The organism is Silvimonas soli (assembly GCF_030035605.1).
GTDB lineage: Bacteria > Pseudomonadota > Gammaproteobacteria > Burkholderiales > Chitinibacteraceae > Silvimonas > Silvimonas soli.
Genome location: NZ_CP106736.1, coordinates 3,831,860 through 3,849,306 on the forward strand (window position 1 = coordinate 3,831,860; position 17,447 = coordinate 3,849,306).

Below are 17,447 nucleotides of genomic sequence, written 5' to 3' on the forward strand. Positions count from 1 at the left end.
CTCCCGACCGACTGATGGAACCCCGGAGGGGCATCAGCGTGGGGTTGCCTTCTTTTTGGTTATTTATCCCGGTTTACCGGGACACCTTCTTGGTGAAGCAAGTTGCACGATAAGGCTGTACGGCCACACTAACGTGTCCCCGGCCACCGCCGGGTATGTAAACAAACCGTGCCGAGGGCACTCAAACTCTTGGCAGAAAAACCAGCTTCAAAAGAAACGAAACCCACAGAGCAAACCCATAAATTTGCCACCCCATAACCAGCACCACCCCGGAGCAACAGAAATGAAATCCACCCCGGTCAAAACATGCTCGCCGGGCCGTATCGAAGAAGTCTGGCGCCGCGAGGTGGCGCGCTTCAACGAGCTGCATCCGGAATCGCTACGTCAGCATCGGCTGGCGGGGCAGCATTTTTTGTTTGGCGTGCCACTGCACTGGATGCAAGACTGGCCGAGCCCGTCGCCCTTGTTTTTGCGAGAGGCGCAAGGCTCGCGCATTACCTGTGTGGATGGTCTGGAATACGACGACTTCTGCTTGGGCGATACCGGGGCGATGTTCGGGCATACCCCGGCACCGTTGGCGAACATGCTGGCTGGCACCAGCAAAACCGGCCTGACTGCCATGCTGCCATCGGTATCGACCGCCAGCGTGGGCGAGCGGCTGGCGTGCATGTTTGGTTTGCCATTCTGGCAACTGGCCACCACCGCCAGCGATGCCAATCGCTTTGTGATCCGCTGGGCACGGGCTATGACCAGGCGCAGCAAGATACTGGTGTTTGATGGCTGTTATCACGGCACCGTGGACGATACGCTGGTTGATCTGGTTGATGGCAAAACTACGGCGCGCGCCAGTTTGCTGGGGCAGGTGTATGACCTCACCCAGCATTCGGTGAGCGTGCCGTTCAATGATATCGCGGCGGTAAAAGCGGCTTTGGCAACGGGCGAGATTGCCTGCGTGCTGACCGAACCGGCATTGACCAATTGCGGCATGGTGTTGCCGCAGCCGGGTTTTCTGGAAGCGCTGTCCGCCGCGTGCAAAGAGCACGGCACGCTGCTGGCACTGGACGAAACCCACACGCTATCGACCGCGTGGGGCGGTTACGCCAAAGCCTATGGTCTGAGCCCGGATTTTCTGATTGTCGGCAAAGCCATCGCTGGCGGCGTGCCGTGTGCGGTTTATGGTTTCACCAGCGCGGCCGCCCAACGTATGCGCGATGCCAAGCAAGCTGCGGCGCCGGGACATTCCGGTATCGGCACCACGCTGGCGGGCAGCCAACTGGCCATGCAGGCGCTGGCGGCGAGTCTGGAGCAGATCATCACCCCGGTGGCCTATGAACAGGCCATTGGTGTTGCCAACGGTTTGGCGCAAGGTCTGGAAGAACTGATTCACGGCCATGGTCTGCCGTGGAGTGTGACTCGACTGGGCGCGCGGCTGGAGTTGCAGTTCTGTGCCACCGCGCCAACAACGGCGGCGCAAGCGGCGGCGGCAGAGAATGATGCGCTCACGGCGGTGCTGCATCTGGGCTTGCTGAACCGGGGTACACTGCTGACCCCGTTTCACAACATGATGCTGGCCGGCCCGGCCACCGGCCACGGACAAGTGGCGCGGCTGCTGGCGAATCTGGCCGAAATGCTCACCGAACTTGGAGCCTGAAATGAGCGCTGCGCCCATCCATTCCAATCGACTGCCCGCACTGGTGATCCAGTTTGCAGGTGACGATCAGCCCGCGTATCTGGGTGCCTGGCTGGACCGCATCGGGCAGCCTTGGCAACTGGCGGATACGGACAACGGCTTTGTGTTGCCCGCCACACTGGATGGTTTTGGTGGAGTGGCTTTGCTGGGTGGCGTAATGGGCGCCAATGACGACCTGCCCGCGTTGCGCCAGGCCGAAGCGCTGGTGCGCGATGCGTATGCAAAGGGGATCCCGGTAATCGGCCACTGTCTGGGCGGCCAGCTTATGGCGCGCGCGCTGGGTGCAACGGTCAGTCAGGGTAAAACGCCCGAAATCGGCTGGACTCCGGTCGTGATTGACGAGATGCCGCTGGCGCAATACTGGTTTGGCGATGTGACCGAGGCGCACGTCATGCAGTGGCATTACGACACTTTTGCCATTCCGGAAGTTGCGACTCGGCTGGCCGCGAGCGCGGGCTGTGCCAATCAGGTGTTTGCGCTGGGTGAATTGCACTTGGCCATGCAGTTTCATATTGAGGTCGATCCCGCCAAGATTGCGGCCTGGCTGCAAGCCAGTGCGGCCGAAGTAATCGCTGAAGCAGGGCAACCCTTTGTGCAAAACTTGGGGCAGATTCACGCGTCCACACGGCATTGCATAGAAGCGAGCCAGCGCTTGGCCGACCATATTTATCAACGCTGGCACAGTCGATTTGCGGTTAGGGGAGAGGGGTAAGAAGGAGTTCTCCACCCCGATCTCACCCAAATTATCGTCATCCCCGACCTCGGCGGCCCCCTGGCGGGAATGACGAAGTGGAAATGCTACTGGGTAGTGTCCCGGTTTATCGGGACACACTTCACCCCTTTCGTTCCGGGAATAATGATGTCTGACTACGGTTTTGCTTATCTTTCTTCTTCCACTTTTCTGGGCGTACCGCCGCTGCGCGATGCGCCTGAGCGGCCGCTGGGCATTGCCGGTGTCGCCTACGACGGCGCAGTGACCAATCGCCCCGGCGCACGCTTTGGGCCAGAAGCCATACGCCGCGCCAGCCTGATGCTGTGCGATGGCATTCACCCGCACTTCAATGTGTCGCCGGTGGATTTGCTGGCCGATGCCGGCGATCTGCGTACGCCCAATACGTCCATTGAGACCATGCGCGCCGCGCTGGAGCCGCAGGTCGAGGCACTGATCGCCCAGCGGCGCATGTGCTGGATTGGCGGCGATCACTCGATCACGCTGCCGATCCTGCGCGCATATCGCAAACACTATGGCCGCCCGCTGGCGCTGCTGCACTTTGATGCGCATTGCGATACCTGGACTGATCACTTTGGTGAGCCTTCCGGCCACGGCACTTGGGTGTACGAAGCGATCACCGAAGGGCTGGTTGACCCCAAAGCCACTGTGCAGATTGGTATTCGTTCGGCTGGCGTGCGCGAAGCGCGTGAGTATGTGGACGACATGGGCGGCAAGGTCTGGACTGCCCGTATGTTGCGCGGTCTGGAAAAACCATCCGATCTGCAACCGGTGCTGACCGATATCCGCCAGCGCATCATGGCGCAGGGCAATCTGCCGCTGTATCTGAGCTGTGATATCGATTGTCTTGATCCGGCGTTTGCGCCGGGCACCGGCACGCCAGAACCGGGCGGCTTGAGTTCCAACCAGGTGTTGACCATCCTCGAAGAACTGGCCGATCTGCCGTGGGCGGGCATGGACTGTGTGGAAGTCGCCCCGGCGTATGACCACGCTGAACTCACCACCAACATGGCTTCCAATATTGTCTGGACCTGGTTGTGCGGGCAGGCCGCGCGGATCAATCAGGTTTGAGTTTTGAAGCCAGTCGCAGGGTGTGCTGGCAAAGCGCACGGGAATCGCAAAACAAGAGGACTGCCGCATGGATCAACGTGAAGCCGCAATGGTGCAAAACTCCTGGTACGAGGCCAGCGTCACACGCGAGCCCGACGATCCGGCGTTGCAAGGCAATATCGACGCCGATGTGTGCATTATCGGCGGCGGTTTCACCGGCCTTTCTACTGCCATTGCTTTGCGCCAGCGCGGTTTGTCTGTGGTAGTGCTGGAGGCTGAACGAGTTGGGTGGGGCGCCTCCGGGCGCAATGGCGGGCAGGTGCTGGTCGGCTTTGCCAAAGACGAACCGGTGATTAACCAGTTAGGTCCGGCTGACGCTCGCCGCGCCTGGGATATCTCGGTCGAAGGTGTGAAGTTGCTGCACCGGCGCGTTGAACAATACGACATCGACTGTGATCTGGTGCGCGGTTATTTGCACGTGGCCACCTCGCCGCGTAAAGCTCAGGCGCTGGACGCTTGGGTCGAGCAATTGCGAGGTGAATTTGGCTACGAGGCGATCGACAGTATTGCGCCTGCTGCGGTGCCCAAATGGATTGCCAGCCCGCGCTATGTCGGCGCGGCCAATGATCGGCTCTCCGGGCATATCCACCCGCTCAAGTATTGCCTCGGGCTGGCTAGAGTGGCGCGGACTGCGGGAGCGCGCATCTACGCTCACAGCAAGGTCATCAAGGTGGAGCGCGGCCCGCAGCCGGTTGTGCGCACCAGCCAGGGTCAGGTGCGTTGCAAGTTTGTGGTCGCCGCTGGCAATGCGTGGCTGGGCGATCTGCTGCCCAAAGTCACCGCTCGCATCATGCCCGTGCGCTCATTCATCATTGCGACCGTGCCGATTGCGCCAGAACTGGCCAACAGCCTGATCCACAATCGCTGCGCAGTGTGCGATACTAATTTCATGATCGATTATTTCCGGCTTTCGGCGGACAACCGCATGTTGTTTGGCGGGCGTATCAGCAATGGCAAAGCCGACCCGATGGCGCTGATCCCGCAAATGCGCGAACGGCTGGCGGCGGTATTCCCGCAACTGGCGCAAACCCGTGTCGAATATGCGTGGGGTGGCTTTGTGGATGTCAGCATGAATCGCGCGCCGGATTTTGGCCGGGCAGATGCCAACTTCTACTATCTGCAAGGCTTCTCCGGCCATGGCGTGGCATTGACCGGCATTGCCGGAGAGATGGTGGCGGATGCCATCGCTGGCCAGGCCGAGCGCTTTGATTTGTTTGCCCGGCTAAAGCACCACGCTTATCCGGGTGGCCCGGCAATGCACGGTGCCTTGTTGCGCCTGGGCGTGTTGTATCACCAGATGAAAGAACTGGTTTGAATTGCCAGTTTGGGTGCCGGGCGAGGGTTGGCTGCCGCTGACCTCAACCCAGCCGCACATGCGCTGCCCGATGCAGACGATCTTGCACCGCCAGCCAGGCGGCAGTGTGCGGTGGCAGTTCCAGATAGATGTGTTGATAGCCCTGGCGATCCAGTTGGCGTAAGGCATCGTAAATCTGCCGGGCATAGCCTTCCGGTTCAGCGGCCAGCGTCAGCACGTCAATGCCGCACACGCCATGATCACGCGGACCGCAAGTCACCAGCACGGCTCGCTCGCCGCGTTCAAAGGCCAGATAGGCTTCGTTATCTACCGCAGCAGCCGGGCCGGTAATCAGCGGGGTGCGGGGTGAGTAATGCGAATCCAGCAAGCCGGAGACCCGCACTTTGGCGCTATCGGATTTCTGGTGATGTTCCAGCGTCAGCCCCAACAGTGATTCGATCGCCTCACGCGGTACGCCGCCGGGGCGCAACAGTGTTGGGTGCTCGCTGACCAGCCCGACAATGGTTGATTCCACACCCACTTCGCACGGCCCACCATCCAGCACCAGCGGCAGGGCGTCGCCAAACTCATCGCGCACATGTTGGGCAGTAGTGGGGCTAACGTGACCAAAACGATTGGCCGAAGGTGCTGCCAGTCCGCCACCAAACTGCTTCAGCAACTCATGCGCCAGGGAATGCGACGGCGCGCGCAAACCAACGGTATCCTGGCCACCGGTGACGGCGTCGGGCACATGCGGCTGGCGTTGCAAAATCAGCGTGAGTGGGCCGGGCCAGAAGGCTTCAGCCAGTTTGAATGCGGCGTCCGGGATGTCTTGTGCCCAATCGCTCAGTTGCGCGGCACCGGCGATATGCACAATCACCGGGTGATCGGCTGGGCGGCCTTTCAATTCAAAAATGCTGCGCACGGCCTGCGGGTTGTCCGCATCTGCTGCCAGGCCGTAAACCGTCTCGGTAGGGATGCCAACCAGCCCGCCAGCCCGCAACTGGGCGATGGCGTTATCAATCAAGGTTTGCTGGGCGGCGGTAACGGACATGGCGAGGGGCGGCCTGGTTCAAAGAAGCCGCCCATTATACCGCCTCAGCGGCCGAGCCTGGTCTTGAGCCAGCCATCCACCGATAACAGGCCCATGCCGTGGGTGACCAGAAACAGCAGCAGCGTGCCCCACAGGATGTGATCTTTGACTCCGGCCGCGTCCAGCGAGGCATGATAAGAGATCAGCGCCACGGCATTGACCACAAACAGACCTGCCGCCGAAAAGCGCCCGGCCAGCCCGATAATCAACAGCGATGACAAGCCCAGTTCCGCCGTGGTCGACATCACCGCTGCCACTGCGGGTGGCAATACCGGCACTTTGTATTCATCGGCAAACAAGGCCAGCGTGATGTGCCAGTCATGCAGCTTGGTCAATCCCGACAAGATGAATACCCGCGCCACGTACAACCGCACGGCCAGGTCAAAAACCGGTGCCAGGGTTGCCGCAAGCCAGGTACCCAACGCGTACAGGCGTCCGAGCGGCGACTGAGCGCAGCTAGCGATAATGCTTTTCATGATGGAGTCCTTCTACGAGGGTAAGTACAGCGCGGTGACCAGACCGCAGCCGAACCACTGGGCCAGCGCGGGGCTGGGGTCAAAATCAGCGTGGTTTTGCCAGGCCCTTTCACAGGCCTGATCGATGGATGATCCTGTTAATAACGCTTGCAAAAAGCTTTGGGTAGCAACATCCACCAGCAGCAGGTCATCGCGCCAGACCAGCACGCTTTCGCCGCCTGCGCTCAAGTTGGCCGGGGCCGCGCCGTGATGCATGGCGTATATGGCATGAATCGGCCAGTCTGCTGACACCACCAGACTCACGGCAGGATGGAAATCAACCCGTATCTGCCCAAAGCCAGCCGGGTCCAGCGTTTGCAAGGGCGTTAAATCTGCCGGGAGGATATCGGCAGCGAAATGGGCGCTATGTATGGCCCAATCCAGCCGGGCGACGTCGGGTAAATAGGGCAATTCGGCAGCGGGCGCAAAGCTGCTGATAAAGCCCGGCAGCGCCGCGCCATCATCATGCAAATTGCCGGAGATGGAAGGCGTTGCGCGAATATAAGCTTCAGTCAGCGCAACAAAGTATGTTTCTCCAACCAGATCATGCACGGAGGGAAACGCCGATGCCAACGCGCTGCTGCGGTTGGCAATCACGTTGCCACGGTAATAGCCCAGATTGGCGCGGGTGGCGTCGGTTACCGGAACTTGCTCATCGTCGCGCGCTTGCAACGCGGCCGCGAACAGGGCGATGGCCTCGTCGTATTTCATGCCGTCACCTCAGCAGGTTGGCTGGCGCGAGCCAGATGCTGGCTGGCCGTGGCATATTCCAGCAGCAATTCGGTCAGTGGCGGGATATGCGTATCGCGTTCCAGCAATACCGGGCGCGGGCCGATTTGGGCCAGCGTTTGTGCCAGCAATTGCCAGACTTGGTCACTGACGCTGGCACCGTGGGTATCAATCACCACGCCATCAAACATTTCGTGCCCAGCGATATGGATTTCGCCAATCGCGTGCGTCGGTAGCCGGGCGATTTCAGCTAAAGGATCAATGCCGTGATTAAGCGCATTGACCACCATATTGTTGATATCCAGCAAAATGCCACAGCCGGTGCGCTGCACCAGTTCGGCCAGCAATTCGGCTTCGGTGATGGTTTCTTCGGCAAACACCACGTAGCTGGAGACGTTCTCCAGCAGAACCGCTCGTTTCAGCCGTTGTTGCAATTGATCGATATTGGCGCACAGATTATCCAGGACACCTGCCAGTCGTGGCACCGGCAACAAGTCGTTAAAACACTGGCCGTTGTAGCGGTTCCATGCCAGATGTTCTGACACAGCGGCGGGTTCAATTGCGGCAACCAGCGTAGCCAGTTGCTCCAGATGTCGGGCATCGAGCGGGCCAAGGCTACCCAGCCCCAACCCGACCCCATGCAAGCTGACCGGATAATCTCGGCGAATCTGCGCCAGCACTGCCAACGGCGCGCCCCCACCAAAATGGTTTTCGCTATGCACTTCCCACCAGGCAACAGCCTGAGGTTGGGCTAACACGGTCTGGATATGCGGTGAGCGCAATCCCAGTCCGGCTGCCAGCGGCAAAGTGGTGAGGGCGGGGTGATTCACAACGATCTCCGGTTGATGATTCTGGGCGCGGGTGGAGCAGTGCGGCGCATTGATCCACCCCGTGTAATTACATGGCCTTGGCTTTGGTCATGCCGCCCATTTTTTCGCAGGTGCCTGCCGGTACATACTTCCAGTCACCAGCATCTTTGTCTTTGCTGGCCTGCCCGGCACACGCATGGCCGTTACCGGCGCAATCGTTCTGGCCAGCCTTGGCCACGCCGTAACATTTTTCGTTGCCATCGGCTTTGTTGTCAGCAGCGTGGGCAGACAGGGCAATACCGCAGGTCATGACAGCAGCGAGGGCGGAAGCGATGAAGCGTTGTTTTTGATCCATGGTGTATCTCCTGAAGTTGGTTGAGGTGCTTTAAACAGGCCAGTAAGTGGGGCCTTGCAACTTTGGTCGGGGCCATTTTTGATTCATTACAGCATGATCGAAAATTTTTTTAATGACAGCGCAAACTGCTGGATAGCGGCCCTTGCTCAGGTGTGCCCGGCAGCGTACTCTCAATTGTTCCGATCGTTCGATACACAAGCCGCCGCCATGACCACCCAGATCACCTCGCGCGAAGAAGTTGTTGATACCTTGATGCAGGTATTTCGCGATCACGGTTACGACGGCACCAGTCTGTCTATCTTGTCTGAAGCCACTGGCCTGGGGCGTTCCAGTCTTTACCACTATTTTCCTAACGGTAAAGCCGATATGGGTGCGGCGGTGCTGGCGCGGGCCGGGGAGTTCGTGCGCGAGCATGTGGTGGGGCCGCTCAAAGCTGCGGGTGCGCCGCGTGAACGGGTAGAGCGCTTTGCCTTGGGGCTGGATCGTTTTTATATGGGTGGCAGCAACGCGTGTCTGACCAATGTATTTGCCATTGGCGAGGCCGCAGATTTGTTTGGCGACAAGCTGCAAGAACGCTTGCGCTTGCTGATTGCCACGTTGGCCAATGTGGCGCAAGAAGATGGTCAATCGCCTGCTGATGCCGCGCGCCACGCCGAAGATGTCGTCATCGCCTTTCAAGGAGCGCTGGTCGTGAGCCATGCGTTGCGCACCACCGATACTTTCCGCCGCATTCTCAGTGAATTGCCTGATCGCTTGCTGCGCCAGGCCGCTGATTAGTTCTTCAACAGGCAATTCATGAATCCCGATCTTTATTCGCTGAGCGTGCCCACTTTTCGGCGCTATCTAAACACATTGTCACAACTCGTCCAGGCGGCCGAACAGCATGCGTTGCAAGTGCCGCAGGCCGATCTGCTGGATGCCCGCCTGGCGCCAGACATGTTGCCGTTTGGCACGCAGGTGGAAATCGCCTGCAATTTTGTGGCTCGCACCTGCCTGCCGTTGGCTGGACACCCGCTGCCACCTTATCCGGTTATGGCGCCGGGCTATGAGGGTTTGCAGTTGCGCGTGGCCGCAGCGCAGGCATTGCTCGATACGCTGACGCCTGCCGAGTTTGATGCACAGCGAGTCATTTGCGACCAGGCCGGTACCGCACAAGTGCAACTGCCGGCCGCCGCATTTTTGCAGGAATATGCGCTGCCAAATTTCATGTTCCACCTGGTAACCGCATATCTGATCTTGCGTAGCAGGGGAGTGCCGTTGGGCAAGTCGCAGTTTGACGGCTTTCATGCCTATCCGGGTGCTTGAACGGTGTCTCTGCGTATCGATTGAACGGGCAGAACATTGCTCTGCCTGTGGCGCACACCGGCATCTGTTGAGCTAAATACCCATTTGTTTTTTCTTGATTGTACCGAACGTTCGGTATATAACTTGGCACATGGAATCACTTCCGATTCCAGTCCTATCCAGCAGGGAGCCCAGGTTATGTCTACGCAGCCACAACAACCCATTCGCTTTTATCGCCATCCTTTGTCTGGCCACTGCCACCGTGTGCAACTGCTGTTGTCCATGCTGCAATTGCCGTATGAAGTAATTGAGGTCGATCTGGCGCATGGCGAGCATAAAAGCCCGGCGTTCCTGAAGTTGAATCCGTTCGGTTTGCTGCCGGTAATCGATGATGGCGGCACGGTGGTGGCGGATTCTGCCGCCATTCTGGTTTATCTGAACCAACGCTATGGCTCGACCCGATATTTGCCTGAATCTCCGGCAGGGCAGGCTGCGGTACAACGTTGGCTGGCCATTGCTGCCGGACCGTTGACTGCCGGACCTGCCACAGCGCGCATCGCTAACGTGTTTGGCAAACCGCTGGATAAACAGCAGGCGATCCTGTCAGCGCACGAATTATTCAAGGTGATTGAAGGCTGGCTGACCGAGCGCGACTTCCTTGCCGCCGACCACGAAACGCTGGCCGATATCGCGCTGTACGCCTATGTGGCACATGCGCCGGAAGGGGATATATCGCTGGAGCCATATCCACATATCCGCGCCTGGCTAAATCGCATTGAGGCATTACCAGGCTTTGTGCCCATGCAACGCACAGCAGTTGGCCTGGCGGCCTGAAACGGCAGATGTCTAGAGATCGCAGACTAGGGGTATGAGCATGGCTGAGCTTGATCCAGGTTGGCAGCACGATGAATCACCTTTTCACAGCGTGTCGCGGCAGATTCAGGCGCGCTTGGGGATGGGCGACAAAATGGCGCAGATTGGCCAGCGCACCATTCGTGGTTTTTTGCCGCAGCAGCATCGAGACTTCTACCCTCAGTTGCCGTTCTTGCTGGTGGGGAGTGTGGATGGGGCAGGCCAGCCATGGGCTTCTATCGTGTGCGGGCAACCTGGCTTTCTGACTACGCCTACCTCAGAACAGTTATCGATCAGTGCCCGGCCATTGGCAGGTGATTTACTGATGGAAAACCTCCATCTGAATGCACCGTTGGGTGTGCTGGGGATTGAGTTGCCAACACGGCGGCGTAATCGCTTGAATGGCAAGGTGTCGGTACTGGACGAACATGGTTTTGCCATTGCCGTGGATCAGGCTTTTGGCAATTGTCCCAAGTACATTCAAAGCCGGGAACCGACATTCATCGCACCAGCAGACCTGCATCCTGGCTTGCCTGTTCTGGCCGATCAGCTGGATGCAAAGAGCCGCGCCATCATTACCAGTGCCGATACGCTATTCATTGCCACCAGTTGCCTCATCGCCCCGGAAAGTGAACGACGGTGGCAGGGCGTGGATATCTCGCATCGTGGCGGGAAACCAGGCTTTGTGGCGATCAATGACGATGGCTCGCTGACCTTGCCCGATTACCTGGGTAATTTTCATTTCCGCACGCTCGGCAATATCCAGCTGGAGCCGCGCGCGGGTTTATTGTTTGTGGATTTTGAAACCGGCGATATCTTGCAGGTGGCGGTACGCGGATCGATTATCTGGGATGGTCCGCGCCTGGATTCGTTTGCCGGAGCCCAACGACTGGTGGATTTGCAGGTGACGCAGACGCGGCTTTTGCCCGGCGCATTGCCGCTGCGATTTACCCCGCCGCAATATTCGCCCGTGCTACCGGTCTGAAACGGTTCAAAGGTGGGCCGTTTTTAGGTACAGTCCACGCTCTCGTTTCACGCTGCAGCAGGTAGCCCCATGTCCACGCCTCCCAATACCATTCGTAATCTGGTCGTCCATAAACTCGTCAAAGACGCGAATGGCCCGGCCAGCGTGGCCTTGCGCCAGTCCGAGCAAGCCATTACCCCCGCCGCGCAGCGGTTGGTGGACCATCTGTGTCAGCAATATGTGGCGCGGCTGGGCAAAGGTTTTGGCAAGTTTGAAGAAGATGAAGTGAGCTTTCCGGTGCCGCGCCTGGTGCGCCAGCATGTGCAGGAACAAGCCATCGACTTCATCACACTGACCGGCCAGATGATGCAGCACCTGCAACTGCGCGCCGAGCAAGAAGCGCTGGCCACGGGTGGCTACGTGTTGTTTGCGCGCGCGCAGGGTGAAGAGAATGACTTTCTGCTGGTGGCTTTGGTGACTGAAGTGGTCGGCACCGCCATCAACGACGGCATGGAAATTCTGGATTCCGTCCATCTGGATATGAACAATCTGCGCGTGGCGGGCAAGGTGGATCTGACTGCGTGGCAAAAAGGCGAAGATCGCTATCTGAGCTTTTTGAAAGGGCGGGGCGATGTGGCCGCGTACTTCAAACTGTTCCTCGGTTGTAACGACGTGGTGACCGCACTCAAAGAAACCCAGAAGCTGGTGCAAGGGCTGGAAAACTTTGTGGCCAAGACGCAACTGGGCCACGAAGCACGCGATGTGCTGTTTGAACGCGCACACGGCTACCTGGATGAACTGGGTGACGACAGCCGCCCGGTGAGTCTGGACGAAGTCGCCGCCCGCGTTTGGCCAGACGCCCCAGCGCAAATGCGCGAAGCGCTGGCGGATGAAAGCCTGGATCTGAATGGCGGCTTTGTGCCGGATCGTCGCGCCATCAAGCCGCTGATGCGTTTCAAAACTACTGCGCCGGGCTGGAAGCTGGAATTTGATCGCGGCGCCATCCGCACGGGCGACGTGATCTACAACAAGAGCAATGACACTATCGTGCTCTACAACGTGCCAGAACAACTGCGTCGCGATTTGCTGGGTGATAACGAATAATCACCGGTTTTGCCAGATGATAAAGAAAAAGCCCGCACGAATTGCGGGCTTTTTTCTTGGCTAACGGCTGGCTTATTGCAGCAACGAGCGCAACATCCAGGCGGTTTTCTCATGCAACTGCAGGCGCTGAGTCAACAGATCATCCGTAGCCTGATCGTTCACCGCGCCCACGGTATCAATCAAACCGCGCGCAGTGCGCACCACCGTTTCCTGGTCCTTGAGCAAAATGCGGATCATCTCTGTGGCTTCCGGTGTGCCTTCCGTTGGCGTAATGCTGGTCAGCTTGGCAAAGGCCGCGTAGGTGCCAGGAGCCGGAAAACCCAGCGCGCGAATACGTTCGGCGATCAAATCCACCGCCAACGCCAATTCGGTGTACTGGCCCTCGAACATCAAATGCAGCGTGTTGAACATCGGCCCGGTGACGTTCCAGTGAAAATTGTGCGTTTGCAGATACAGCGTGTAGGTGTCCGCCAGCAACCGGGACAAACCTTCAGCAATCGTCTTGCGGTCTTTCTCGGGAATACCCAGATGAATGTCCATTTTGATCTCCTGTTGATGCGGTTGAATGGCTGAACCGGGAGGAAGCCGGCTCGATATGTGTTTATTATTGGCTTGGTGCGCGCATTGGGGAAATGAAAAATTCCCGACCAAGCCAATAGAACTGGGCTATTGCAAGCCAGTTTGCACAGTCACGGGAACACTTACGAAAAAAATGCTTGCAGCATTGGGGGAAGCTGGTTAAGAATACGTAGAACGATTGTTCTATATGAGGACTGAGCCATGCAAACCCGTACCCGTTTTCGTATGACCGACTCTGCCACCATCCACAAACAAGTGCTGCGTGTGCCAGCCGCCATTATTGAACATCTGGTCCAACAAGCAAGGGAAGATGCGGCTTTCGGCATCCGCTGGCTGCATTATGCTGACTTGGCCGCCATGGATTCATCGCTTCACGCCGATGGTGAGCGCCTCTTGGGCATGTTTGTGCGCATGGACGACGATGGCATGGTGGTCGACATCGGTATGCGCAAACGCCTGCACTAAGCGCCGCGCATATTGCTCATTATTAGCGATATCGTCTGACGTCAGTGTTTATGCGTCCGCGTTGGCTGGCGTGGCAATCAGGCCGTCCCAGGCGCCCATAGCGGCTTCGGCGATAGCTTGTAACAATGCACGGCTGGCGCCGTCGCGGGCCTGAATCGACATGCCGTTGCGCACGCTGCCATAAAACGCGGCCATTTTTTCGACGTCGGCACAGGCCGGAATATCACCCTCGGCGACTGCCCGCGCCAGGCGTTGCTGCAAGATATCCAGCGAGTGTTTGCGCCGCTCGCTCATGTATTGCCAGACGCTGGCATTCTCCGGCGTACAGTTTGTCGCCGCCAGCAACACCATGCAGCCTGCCGGTTTGTCTGGATCAGAAAAACACGTGGCGCTGGTCTGTAGCATGTTGGATATCGCCGTGCGCACGTGTGGCGAGCTTTCCAGCGCGGCCTGGATTTCCGCCCCTTCCTGCAAGTCGTACTGATCCACCGCTTCTTTGAACAGTGCCTCTTTCGAGCCGAAGGTGGCGTACAGGCTGGGCGAGTTGATGCCCATGGCCTCGGTCAGGTGCGCCAGCGACGACCCTTCGTAGCCATTGCGCCAGAACACGTCCATTGCCTTGGTTAATGCCTGTTCACGATCAAAACAACGCGGTCGGCCTCTTTCTGCCATTTCCATTCATCCTGAATTTGTATCGATCAATACAAAAATTGATTGACAGGGGCATTTGTAATCTTCAATCATATTTGTGTCGATCACTACAAAAATATGACGCCGATGGTACCGGCTTTCAATCCTGCTGGTAAAACCACCAGACCATCGGCTTGATGCCCATTTCCAGGAGAACTACATGGATCAGACCGCACAACATCCCCACGGCAAATGGCTGGTACTTGCCGCCGTTTGCTTGGCGGGAATGATGATGCCGCTGGCGTTTACCGCCCCCGGCATCGCCATTCCCGCCATCAGTCACGACCTGGGTGGCAGCGCGCTGGCGCTGGCCTGGGTGGTGAATGGTTTTATTCTGGCCTTCGGCAGCGCGGTGATGGCTGCCGGAGCACTGGCAGACCGTTTTGGTCGCAAACGCATGTTCACCATTGGCGTGATCGCCTTTGGTTTGATCTCGTTGGCGCAGGTGTTTGTGCCTGATCTGCTCACGCTCAATATTTTGCGAGCGCTGCAGGGCATGGCGGCAGCGATGGCGATGGCGGGTGGTTCGGCCTCGCTGGCCCACGAGTTCGATGGCACGGCGCGCACGCATGCCTATTCGCTGCTGGGCACCAGCTTTGGTACCGGGTTGGCCATCGGGCCGTTGTGGTCCGGTTTTGTGATCGAGCATTTTGGCTGGCGTTCGATCTTTCTGACTTGCGTGGTGCTTAGCGTAATGGTGCTGATCTTTGGTGTGCCGCGCATGCGTGAATCGCGTGACCCGCAAGCCAAGGGCGTGGATATTTGGGGCACCATCACTTTCACCGCCACCTTGTTGTTGCTGACGCTAGGCATTTTGCAGGGGCCGCAAAGTGGCTGGGCTAGCTTGCCCACACTGGCGATGCTGGTTGGGTCTGCCATCGCTTTGGCAATCTTCATCCAGGTCGAACGTACTCATCCGCGCTCGATGCTTGATTTGCAGTTGTTCCGCAACTGGCGCTTTATTGGCGCGCAGGCATTGCCATCGGGCACCGCATTCAGCTTTGTGGTGCCACTGGTGATTCTGCCAATCCGCTTTATCGGTATCGAAGGCTACGACCCGGTCCATGCCGGGATGATGATGGTGCCGCTGTCTTTGCCCATGCTCATCGTGCCGCTGCTGGCGGCGTTGTCTACCCGGTGGATCGCTGCCAGTACCTTGTGCCTGATCGGCTTTGTGATCTCCTCCGTGGGGCTGTTGTGGCTGGGCACCGTGCCACCTGGCGCAGCGCAAACGGACTTCGTCTGGCCGATGTTGCTGATTGGCGTGGGCGCCAGCTTGCCTTGGGGTCTAATGGATGACCTGGCCATCAGCGTTGTCGCCAAAGAACGTGCAGGGATGGCGGCGGGTTTCTTTGCCACCGTGCGGCTGGCAAGTGAATCGCTGGCACTGGCGATCGTGGCTGCAGTGCTGGCGGGTTTGTTGCAGGTGATCATGCTGCGCGAACTCGGTAGCAATGTCCCGGCTGTAGCTTTGGGCAATGCACTGGCAGCGGGCGATCTGGCTCAAGCCCATGGCCTGCTGCCACAAACCAGCCATGCGACTTGGCTACATGTTTACGGCTCGGCCTTCCAGACTATGACGTTCTTGCTCGCCGGACTGACTTTGGCAACGGGTTTATTGGCGTTCTTTACACTGCGCCGGGCCCCGGCGCGGCAAGCGGAGCCGGTCCTGGTGCCGGTAACAATAGCCGCGCAATCGGGCAGTTGCCCGCAGTGAGCGGCACTTGAGGGGGAGCGGCAACAACTGCCCCGAACCTGGACGCTGCCGGGGACCCCATTTGCCTACCTGATCGCCCGGCGGCCTTTGATTAATCGCCACACACTGCTTACCACCAGCGCGCCGACTCCCAGTGCCACACCCAGCAGCACAATTGAACTCATGTGGTCGCGTATCAGCGGCACGTTGCCAAAGAAGTATCCGCCGACCACCAGTACGCCCACCCACAACGCCGCACCCAGCGTCACGAACCACAGAAAACGCGCGAACGTCATGGCAGATAAGCCACCGACGAAGGGAGCCAGCGTGCGGATCACGGCAATAAAAGGGGAGAGCAGAAAAGTCATGCCGCCGCGCTGCTCGTAAAACGCATGGGTTTTCTGCAACGCGTTGCGATCCAGCCAGCGGTGTTCTTTGGCCAGTACGCGCTGGCCGATGCCGCGTGCGATCCAATAATTGACGACACTGCCCCCCACAGTGGCCACAAACAATAGCGGGATTAGCATCCAAATATTGATCGCCCCGCGCGCGCAGAACGCGCCGCAGATAAACAGCAGCGGATCGCCGGGCAGAAAGAACAGCGGCAAAAAGGCGATCTCGCAGAACACGATGGCGAACAACATGACATAAACGGTGGTGCCGTACTGCGCAATCAGACCGCCCAGATGCTGATCAAAATGCAAACTCAGTTGCAGCAGTTGCGTCCAGTCCATGGGCTTTTCGGCTAATAAAAGATCATTGGATATTAGCCTGCATTTCAGTTGTGACGGGATATAAAGCCGGTACATAATGGTCAAGCGTATTACCCTAACTTGCCAAGGTCAGCCAGCATGCAGGAAAGCCAGATCCGGTTCATAGAGCAGCAATTGGCCGAAGCCGCAAAGCGCTTCGAGCTGGTGCTGGTGCCCGGATTGAAGGATAGCGGGACAGAGCATTGGCAAAGCTGCTGGCAACGCCAGTTTCCGGCATGGCACCGGGTGACCCAGCGTAACTGGAATGTCCCTGATATTGATGGCTGGGGTGATGCCATCAAGCGCACGCTGGCCGCCTGCCAGCGCCCCGCGATATTGATTGGCCATAGCCTGGGTGCGCTGGCTAGCTGCGCGTTGCTGGCAAGCGAGCCGGTGGCCGTGGCGGGTCTGATGCTGGTGGCGCCGGCGGAACCTGCCAAATTTGAACTGGATGACCGCGTGCCGGATACACGCTTGCCGGTGCCCAGCGTGGTCGTGGCCAGCCACGACGACCCGTTGATGCGCTTTGACCGGGCCGAATACTGGGCCAATGCCTGGGGCAGCCGGTTGATTGATCTGGGCGACGCCCAGCATATCAATGCCGAGGCTGGCTTTGGCCCGTGGCCTTATGGCCTGTCGATTCTGGCCGAATTCGTTAGCGCATTGCCCGCCGGTCGAGATTGAGTTTGAGGCTGGTTATTCGCAAATACGGCTGGTCGTTTCCCGGATTGGCCGC

Annotated in this window: 20 protein-coding genes; 12 read left to right on the top strand and 8 right to left on the bottom strand. The window is 58.7% G+C overall.

Features of this window, described 5'->3' with window-relative positions; genetic code table 11:
* Positions 1–283: 283 nt before the first annotated feature.
* From N7220_RS17485 to N7220_RS17500, 4 genes are all read left to right on the top strand, one after another.
* Positions 284–1,651, top strand: coding sequence for an aspartate aminotransferase family protein (locus N7220_RS17485; RefSeq protein ID WP_283148805.1), 1,368 nt, complete (start codon positions 284–286; stop codon positions 1,649–1,651).
* Position 1,652: 1 nt separating this feature from the next.
* Positions 1,653–2,402: a type 1 glutamine amidotransferase gene (locus tag N7220_RS17490; protein WP_283148806.1), complete on the top strand. Its 750-nt coding sequence runs from the start codon at positions 1,653–1,655 to the stop codon at positions 2,400–2,402.
* Positions 2,403–2,549: 147 nt separating this feature from the next.
* The gene (gene speB, locus N7220_RS17495) at positions 2,550–3,491 is read left to right on the top strand and encodes an agmatinase (protein WP_283148807.1); all 942 of its coding nucleotides are present in this window, start codon (positions 2,550–2,552) and stop codon (positions 3,489–3,491) included.
* Positions 3,492–3,558: 67 nt separating this feature from the next.
* A complete protein-coding gene (locus N7220_RS17500; protein WP_283148808.1) occupies positions 3,559–4,845 on the top strand; it encodes an NAD(P)/FAD-dependent oxidoreductase in 1,287 nt (428 codons plus the stop codon).
* Positions 4,846–4,888: 43 nt separating this feature from the next.
* Here N7220_RS17500 and N7220_RS17505 read toward each other — a convergent pair whose 3' ends face one another.
* From N7220_RS17505 to N7220_RS17525, 5 genes are all read right to left on the bottom strand, one after another.
* Positions 4,889–5,878 (bottom strand): L-threonylcarbamoyladenylate synthase, encoded by a 990-nt coding sequence (locus N7220_RS17505; protein ID WP_283148809.1) that lies wholly within the window; start codon positions 5,876–5,878, stop codon positions 4,889–4,891.
* A 44-nt stretch (positions 5,879–5,922) separates the two neighbouring features.
* Complete coding sequence (locus N7220_RS17510) at positions 5,923–6,393, bottom strand: DoxX family protein (protein WP_283148810.1); 471 nt, start codon at positions 6,391–6,393, stop codon at positions 5,923–5,925.
* 12 nt (positions 6,394–6,405) lie between these two features.
* Positions 6,406–7,143, bottom strand: a complete 738-nt coding sequence (locus N7220_RS17515) for an HvfC/BufC N-terminal domain-containing protein (protein ID WP_283148811.1) — start codon at positions 7,141–7,143, stop codon at positions 6,406–6,408.
* Complete coding sequence (gene bufB / locus N7220_RS17520) at positions 7,140–7,991, bottom strand: MNIO family bufferin maturase (protein WP_283148812.1); 852 nt, start codon at positions 7,989–7,991, stop codon at positions 7,140–7,142. The genes N7220_RS17515 and bufB overlap by 4 nt, the downstream gene beginning before the upstream one ends.
* A gap of 67 nt (positions 7,992–8,058) precedes the next feature.
* Entirely contained in the window at positions 8,059–8,325 is a 267-nt protein-coding gene (locus tag N7220_RS17525) for a BufA1 family periplasmic bufferin-type metallophore (RefSeq protein ID WP_283148813.1), read from the bottom strand.
* Positions 8,326–8,532: 207 nt separating this feature from the next.
* Between N7220_RS17525 and N7220_RS17530 the strand changes: the two genes are divergently transcribed.
* From N7220_RS17530 to N7220_RS17550, 5 genes are all read left to right on the top strand, one after another.
* Complete coding sequence (locus tag N7220_RS17530) at positions 8,533–9,102, top strand: TetR/AcrR family transcriptional regulator (protein WP_283148814.1); 570 nt, start codon at positions 8,533–8,535, stop codon at positions 9,100–9,102.
* A gap of 18 nt (positions 9,103–9,120) precedes the next feature.
* Positions 9,121–9,630: a DUF1993 domain-containing protein gene (locus tag N7220_RS17535; protein WP_283148815.1), complete on the top strand. Its 510-nt coding sequence runs from the start codon at positions 9,121–9,123 to the stop codon at positions 9,628–9,630.
* 177 nt (positions 9,631–9,807) lie between these two features.
* Positions 9,808–10,443, top strand: coding sequence for a glutathione S-transferase family protein (locus N7220_RS17540; protein WP_283148816.1), 636 nt, complete (start codon positions 9,808–9,810; stop codon positions 10,441–10,443).
* Between the two features lie 40 nt (positions 10,444–10,483).
* Entirely contained in the window at positions 10,484–11,446 is a 963-nt protein-coding gene (locus tag N7220_RS17545; protein WP_283148817.1) for a pyridoxamine 5'-phosphate oxidase family protein, read from the top strand.
* Positions 11,447–11,515: 69 nt separating this feature from the next.
* Positions 11,516–12,529 carry a nucleoid-associated protein gene (locus tag N7220_RS17550; RefSeq protein WP_283148818.1) on the top strand — a complete coding sequence of 338 codons (1,014 nt, stop codon included), beginning with the start codon at positions 11,516–11,518 and terminating at the stop codon, positions 12,527–12,529.
* 72 nt (positions 12,530–12,601) lie between these two features.
* On the opposite strand, the gene N7220_RS17555 is transcribed toward N7220_RS17550, so the two are convergent.
* Positions 12,602–13,069: a Dps family protein gene (locus N7220_RS17555; RefSeq protein ID WP_283148819.1), complete on the bottom strand. Its 468-nt coding sequence runs from the start codon at positions 13,067–13,069 to the stop codon at positions 12,602–12,604.
* Between the two features lie 240 nt (positions 13,070–13,309).
* On the opposite strand from N7220_RS17555, the gene N7220_RS17560 reads away from it, so the two are divergent.
* Positions 13,310–13,573 carry a hypothetical protein gene (locus N7220_RS17560; protein WP_283148820.1) on the top strand — a complete coding sequence of 88 codons (264 nt, stop codon included), beginning with the start codon at positions 13,310–13,312 and terminating at the stop codon, positions 13,571–13,573.
* Between the two features lie 48 nt (positions 13,574–13,621).
* Here the strand turns inward: N7220_RS17560 and N7220_RS17565 are convergent, their stop codons facing one another.
* Entirely contained in the window at positions 13,622–14,245 is a 624-nt protein-coding gene (locus N7220_RS17565) for a TetR/AcrR family transcriptional regulator (protein WP_283148821.1), read from the bottom strand.
* A gap of 178 nt (positions 14,246–14,423) precedes the next feature.
* Between N7220_RS17565 and N7220_RS17570 the strand changes: the two genes are divergently transcribed.
* On the top strand, positions 14,424–15,980 hold the full coding sequence (locus N7220_RS17570; RefSeq protein ID WP_283148822.1) for an MFS transporter: 1,557 nt from the start codon (positions 14,424–14,426) through the stop codon (positions 15,978–15,980).
* 65 nt (positions 15,981–16,045) lie between these two features.
* Here the strand turns inward: N7220_RS17570 and N7220_RS17575 are convergent, their stop codons facing one another.
* Positions 16,046–16,693 carry a VTT domain-containing protein gene (locus tag N7220_RS17575; RefSeq protein ID WP_283148823.1) on the bottom strand — a complete coding sequence of 216 codons (648 nt, stop codon included), beginning with the start codon at positions 16,691–16,693 and terminating at the stop codon, positions 16,046–16,048.
* Positions 16,694–16,810: 117 nt separating this feature from the next.
* Here N7220_RS17575 and N7220_RS17580 point away from each other — a divergent pair, with 117 nt between their 5' ends.
* The gene (locus N7220_RS17580; protein WP_283148824.1) at positions 16,811–17,395 is read left to right on the top strand and encodes an RBBP9/YdeN family alpha/beta hydrolase; all 585 of its coding nucleotides are present in this window, start codon (positions 16,811–16,813) and stop codon (positions 17,393–17,395) included.
* Positions 17,396–17,447 lie beyond the last annotated feature (52 nt).

Excerpts from the sequence above, each read along its gene's own strand:
- N7220_RS17510 (WP_283148810.1), bottom strand. The coding sequence starts at position 6,393 with ATGAAAAGCATTATCGCTAGCTGCGCTCAGTCGCCGCTCGGACGCCTG.
- N7220_RS17505 (WP_283148809.1), bottom strand. The coding sequence starts at position 5,878 with ATGTCCGTTACCGCCGCCCAGCAAACCTTGATTGATAACGCCATCGCC.
- N7220_RS17525 (WP_283148813.1), bottom strand. The coding sequence starts at position 8,325 with ATGGATCAAAAACAACGCTTCATCGCTTCCGCCCTCGCTGCTGTCATG.
- N7220_RS17490 (WP_283148806.1), top strand. The coding sequence starts at position 1,653 with ATGAGCGCTGCGCCCATCCATTCCAATCGACTGCCCGCACTGGTGATC.
- N7220_RS17580 (WP_283148824.1), top strand. The coding sequence starts at position 16,811 with ATGCAGGAAAGCCAGATCCGGTTCATAGAGCAGCAATTGGCCGAAGCC.
- N7220_RS17555 (WP_283148819.1), bottom strand. The coding sequence starts at position 13,069 with ATGGACATTCATCTGGGTATTCCCGAGAAAGACCGCAAGACGATTGCT.
- N7220_RS17515 (WP_283148811.1), bottom strand. The coding sequence starts at position 7,143 with ATGAAATACGACGAGGCCATCGCCCTGTTCGCGGCCGCGTTGCAAGCG.
- N7220_RS17575 (WP_283148823.1), bottom strand. The coding sequence starts at position 16,693 with ATGGACTGGACGCAACTGCTGCAACTGAGTTTGCATTTTGATCAGCAT.
- speB (WP_283148807.1), top strand. The coding sequence starts at position 2,550 with ATGTCTGACTACGGTTTTGCTTATCTTTCTTCTTCCACTTTTCTGGGC.
- N7220_RS17565 (WP_283148821.1), bottom strand. The coding sequence starts at position 14,245 with ATGGCAGAAAGAGGCCGACCGCGTTGTTTTGATCGTGAACAGGCATTA.
- N7220_RS17570 (WP_283148822.1), top strand. The coding sequence starts at position 14,424 with ATGGATCAGACCGCACAACATCCCCACGGCAAATGGCTGGTACTTGCC.
- N7220_RS17540 (WP_283148816.1), top strand. The coding sequence starts at position 9,808 with ATGTCTACGCAGCCACAACAACCCATTCGCTTTTATCGCCATCCTTTG.
- N7220_RS17545 (WP_283148817.1), top strand. The coding sequence starts at position 10,484 with ATGGCTGAGCTTGATCCAGGTTGGCAGCACGATGAATCACCTTTTCAC.
- N7220_RS17560 (WP_283148820.1), top strand. The coding sequence starts at position 13,310 with ATGCAAACCCGTACCCGTTTTCGTATGACCGACTCTGCCACCATCCAC.
- N7220_RS17550 (WP_283148818.1), top strand. The coding sequence starts at position 11,516 with ATGTCCACGCCTCCCAATACCATTCGTAATCTGGTCGTCCATAAACTC.
- N7220_RS17535 (WP_283148815.1), top strand. The coding sequence starts at position 9,121 with ATGAATCCCGATCTTTATTCGCTGAGCGTGCCCACTTTTCGGCGCTAT.
- N7220_RS17485 (WP_283148805.1), top strand. The coding sequence starts at position 284 with ATGAAATCCACCCCGGTCAAAACATGCTCGCCGGGCCGTATCGAAGAA.
- N7220_RS17500 (WP_283148808.1), top strand. The coding sequence starts at position 3,559 with ATGGATCAACGTGAAGCCGCAATGGTGCAAAACTCCTGGTACGAGGCC.
- N7220_RS17530 (WP_283148814.1), top strand. The coding sequence starts at position 8,533 with ATGACCACCCAGATCACCTCGCGCGAAGAAGTTGTTGATACCTTGATG.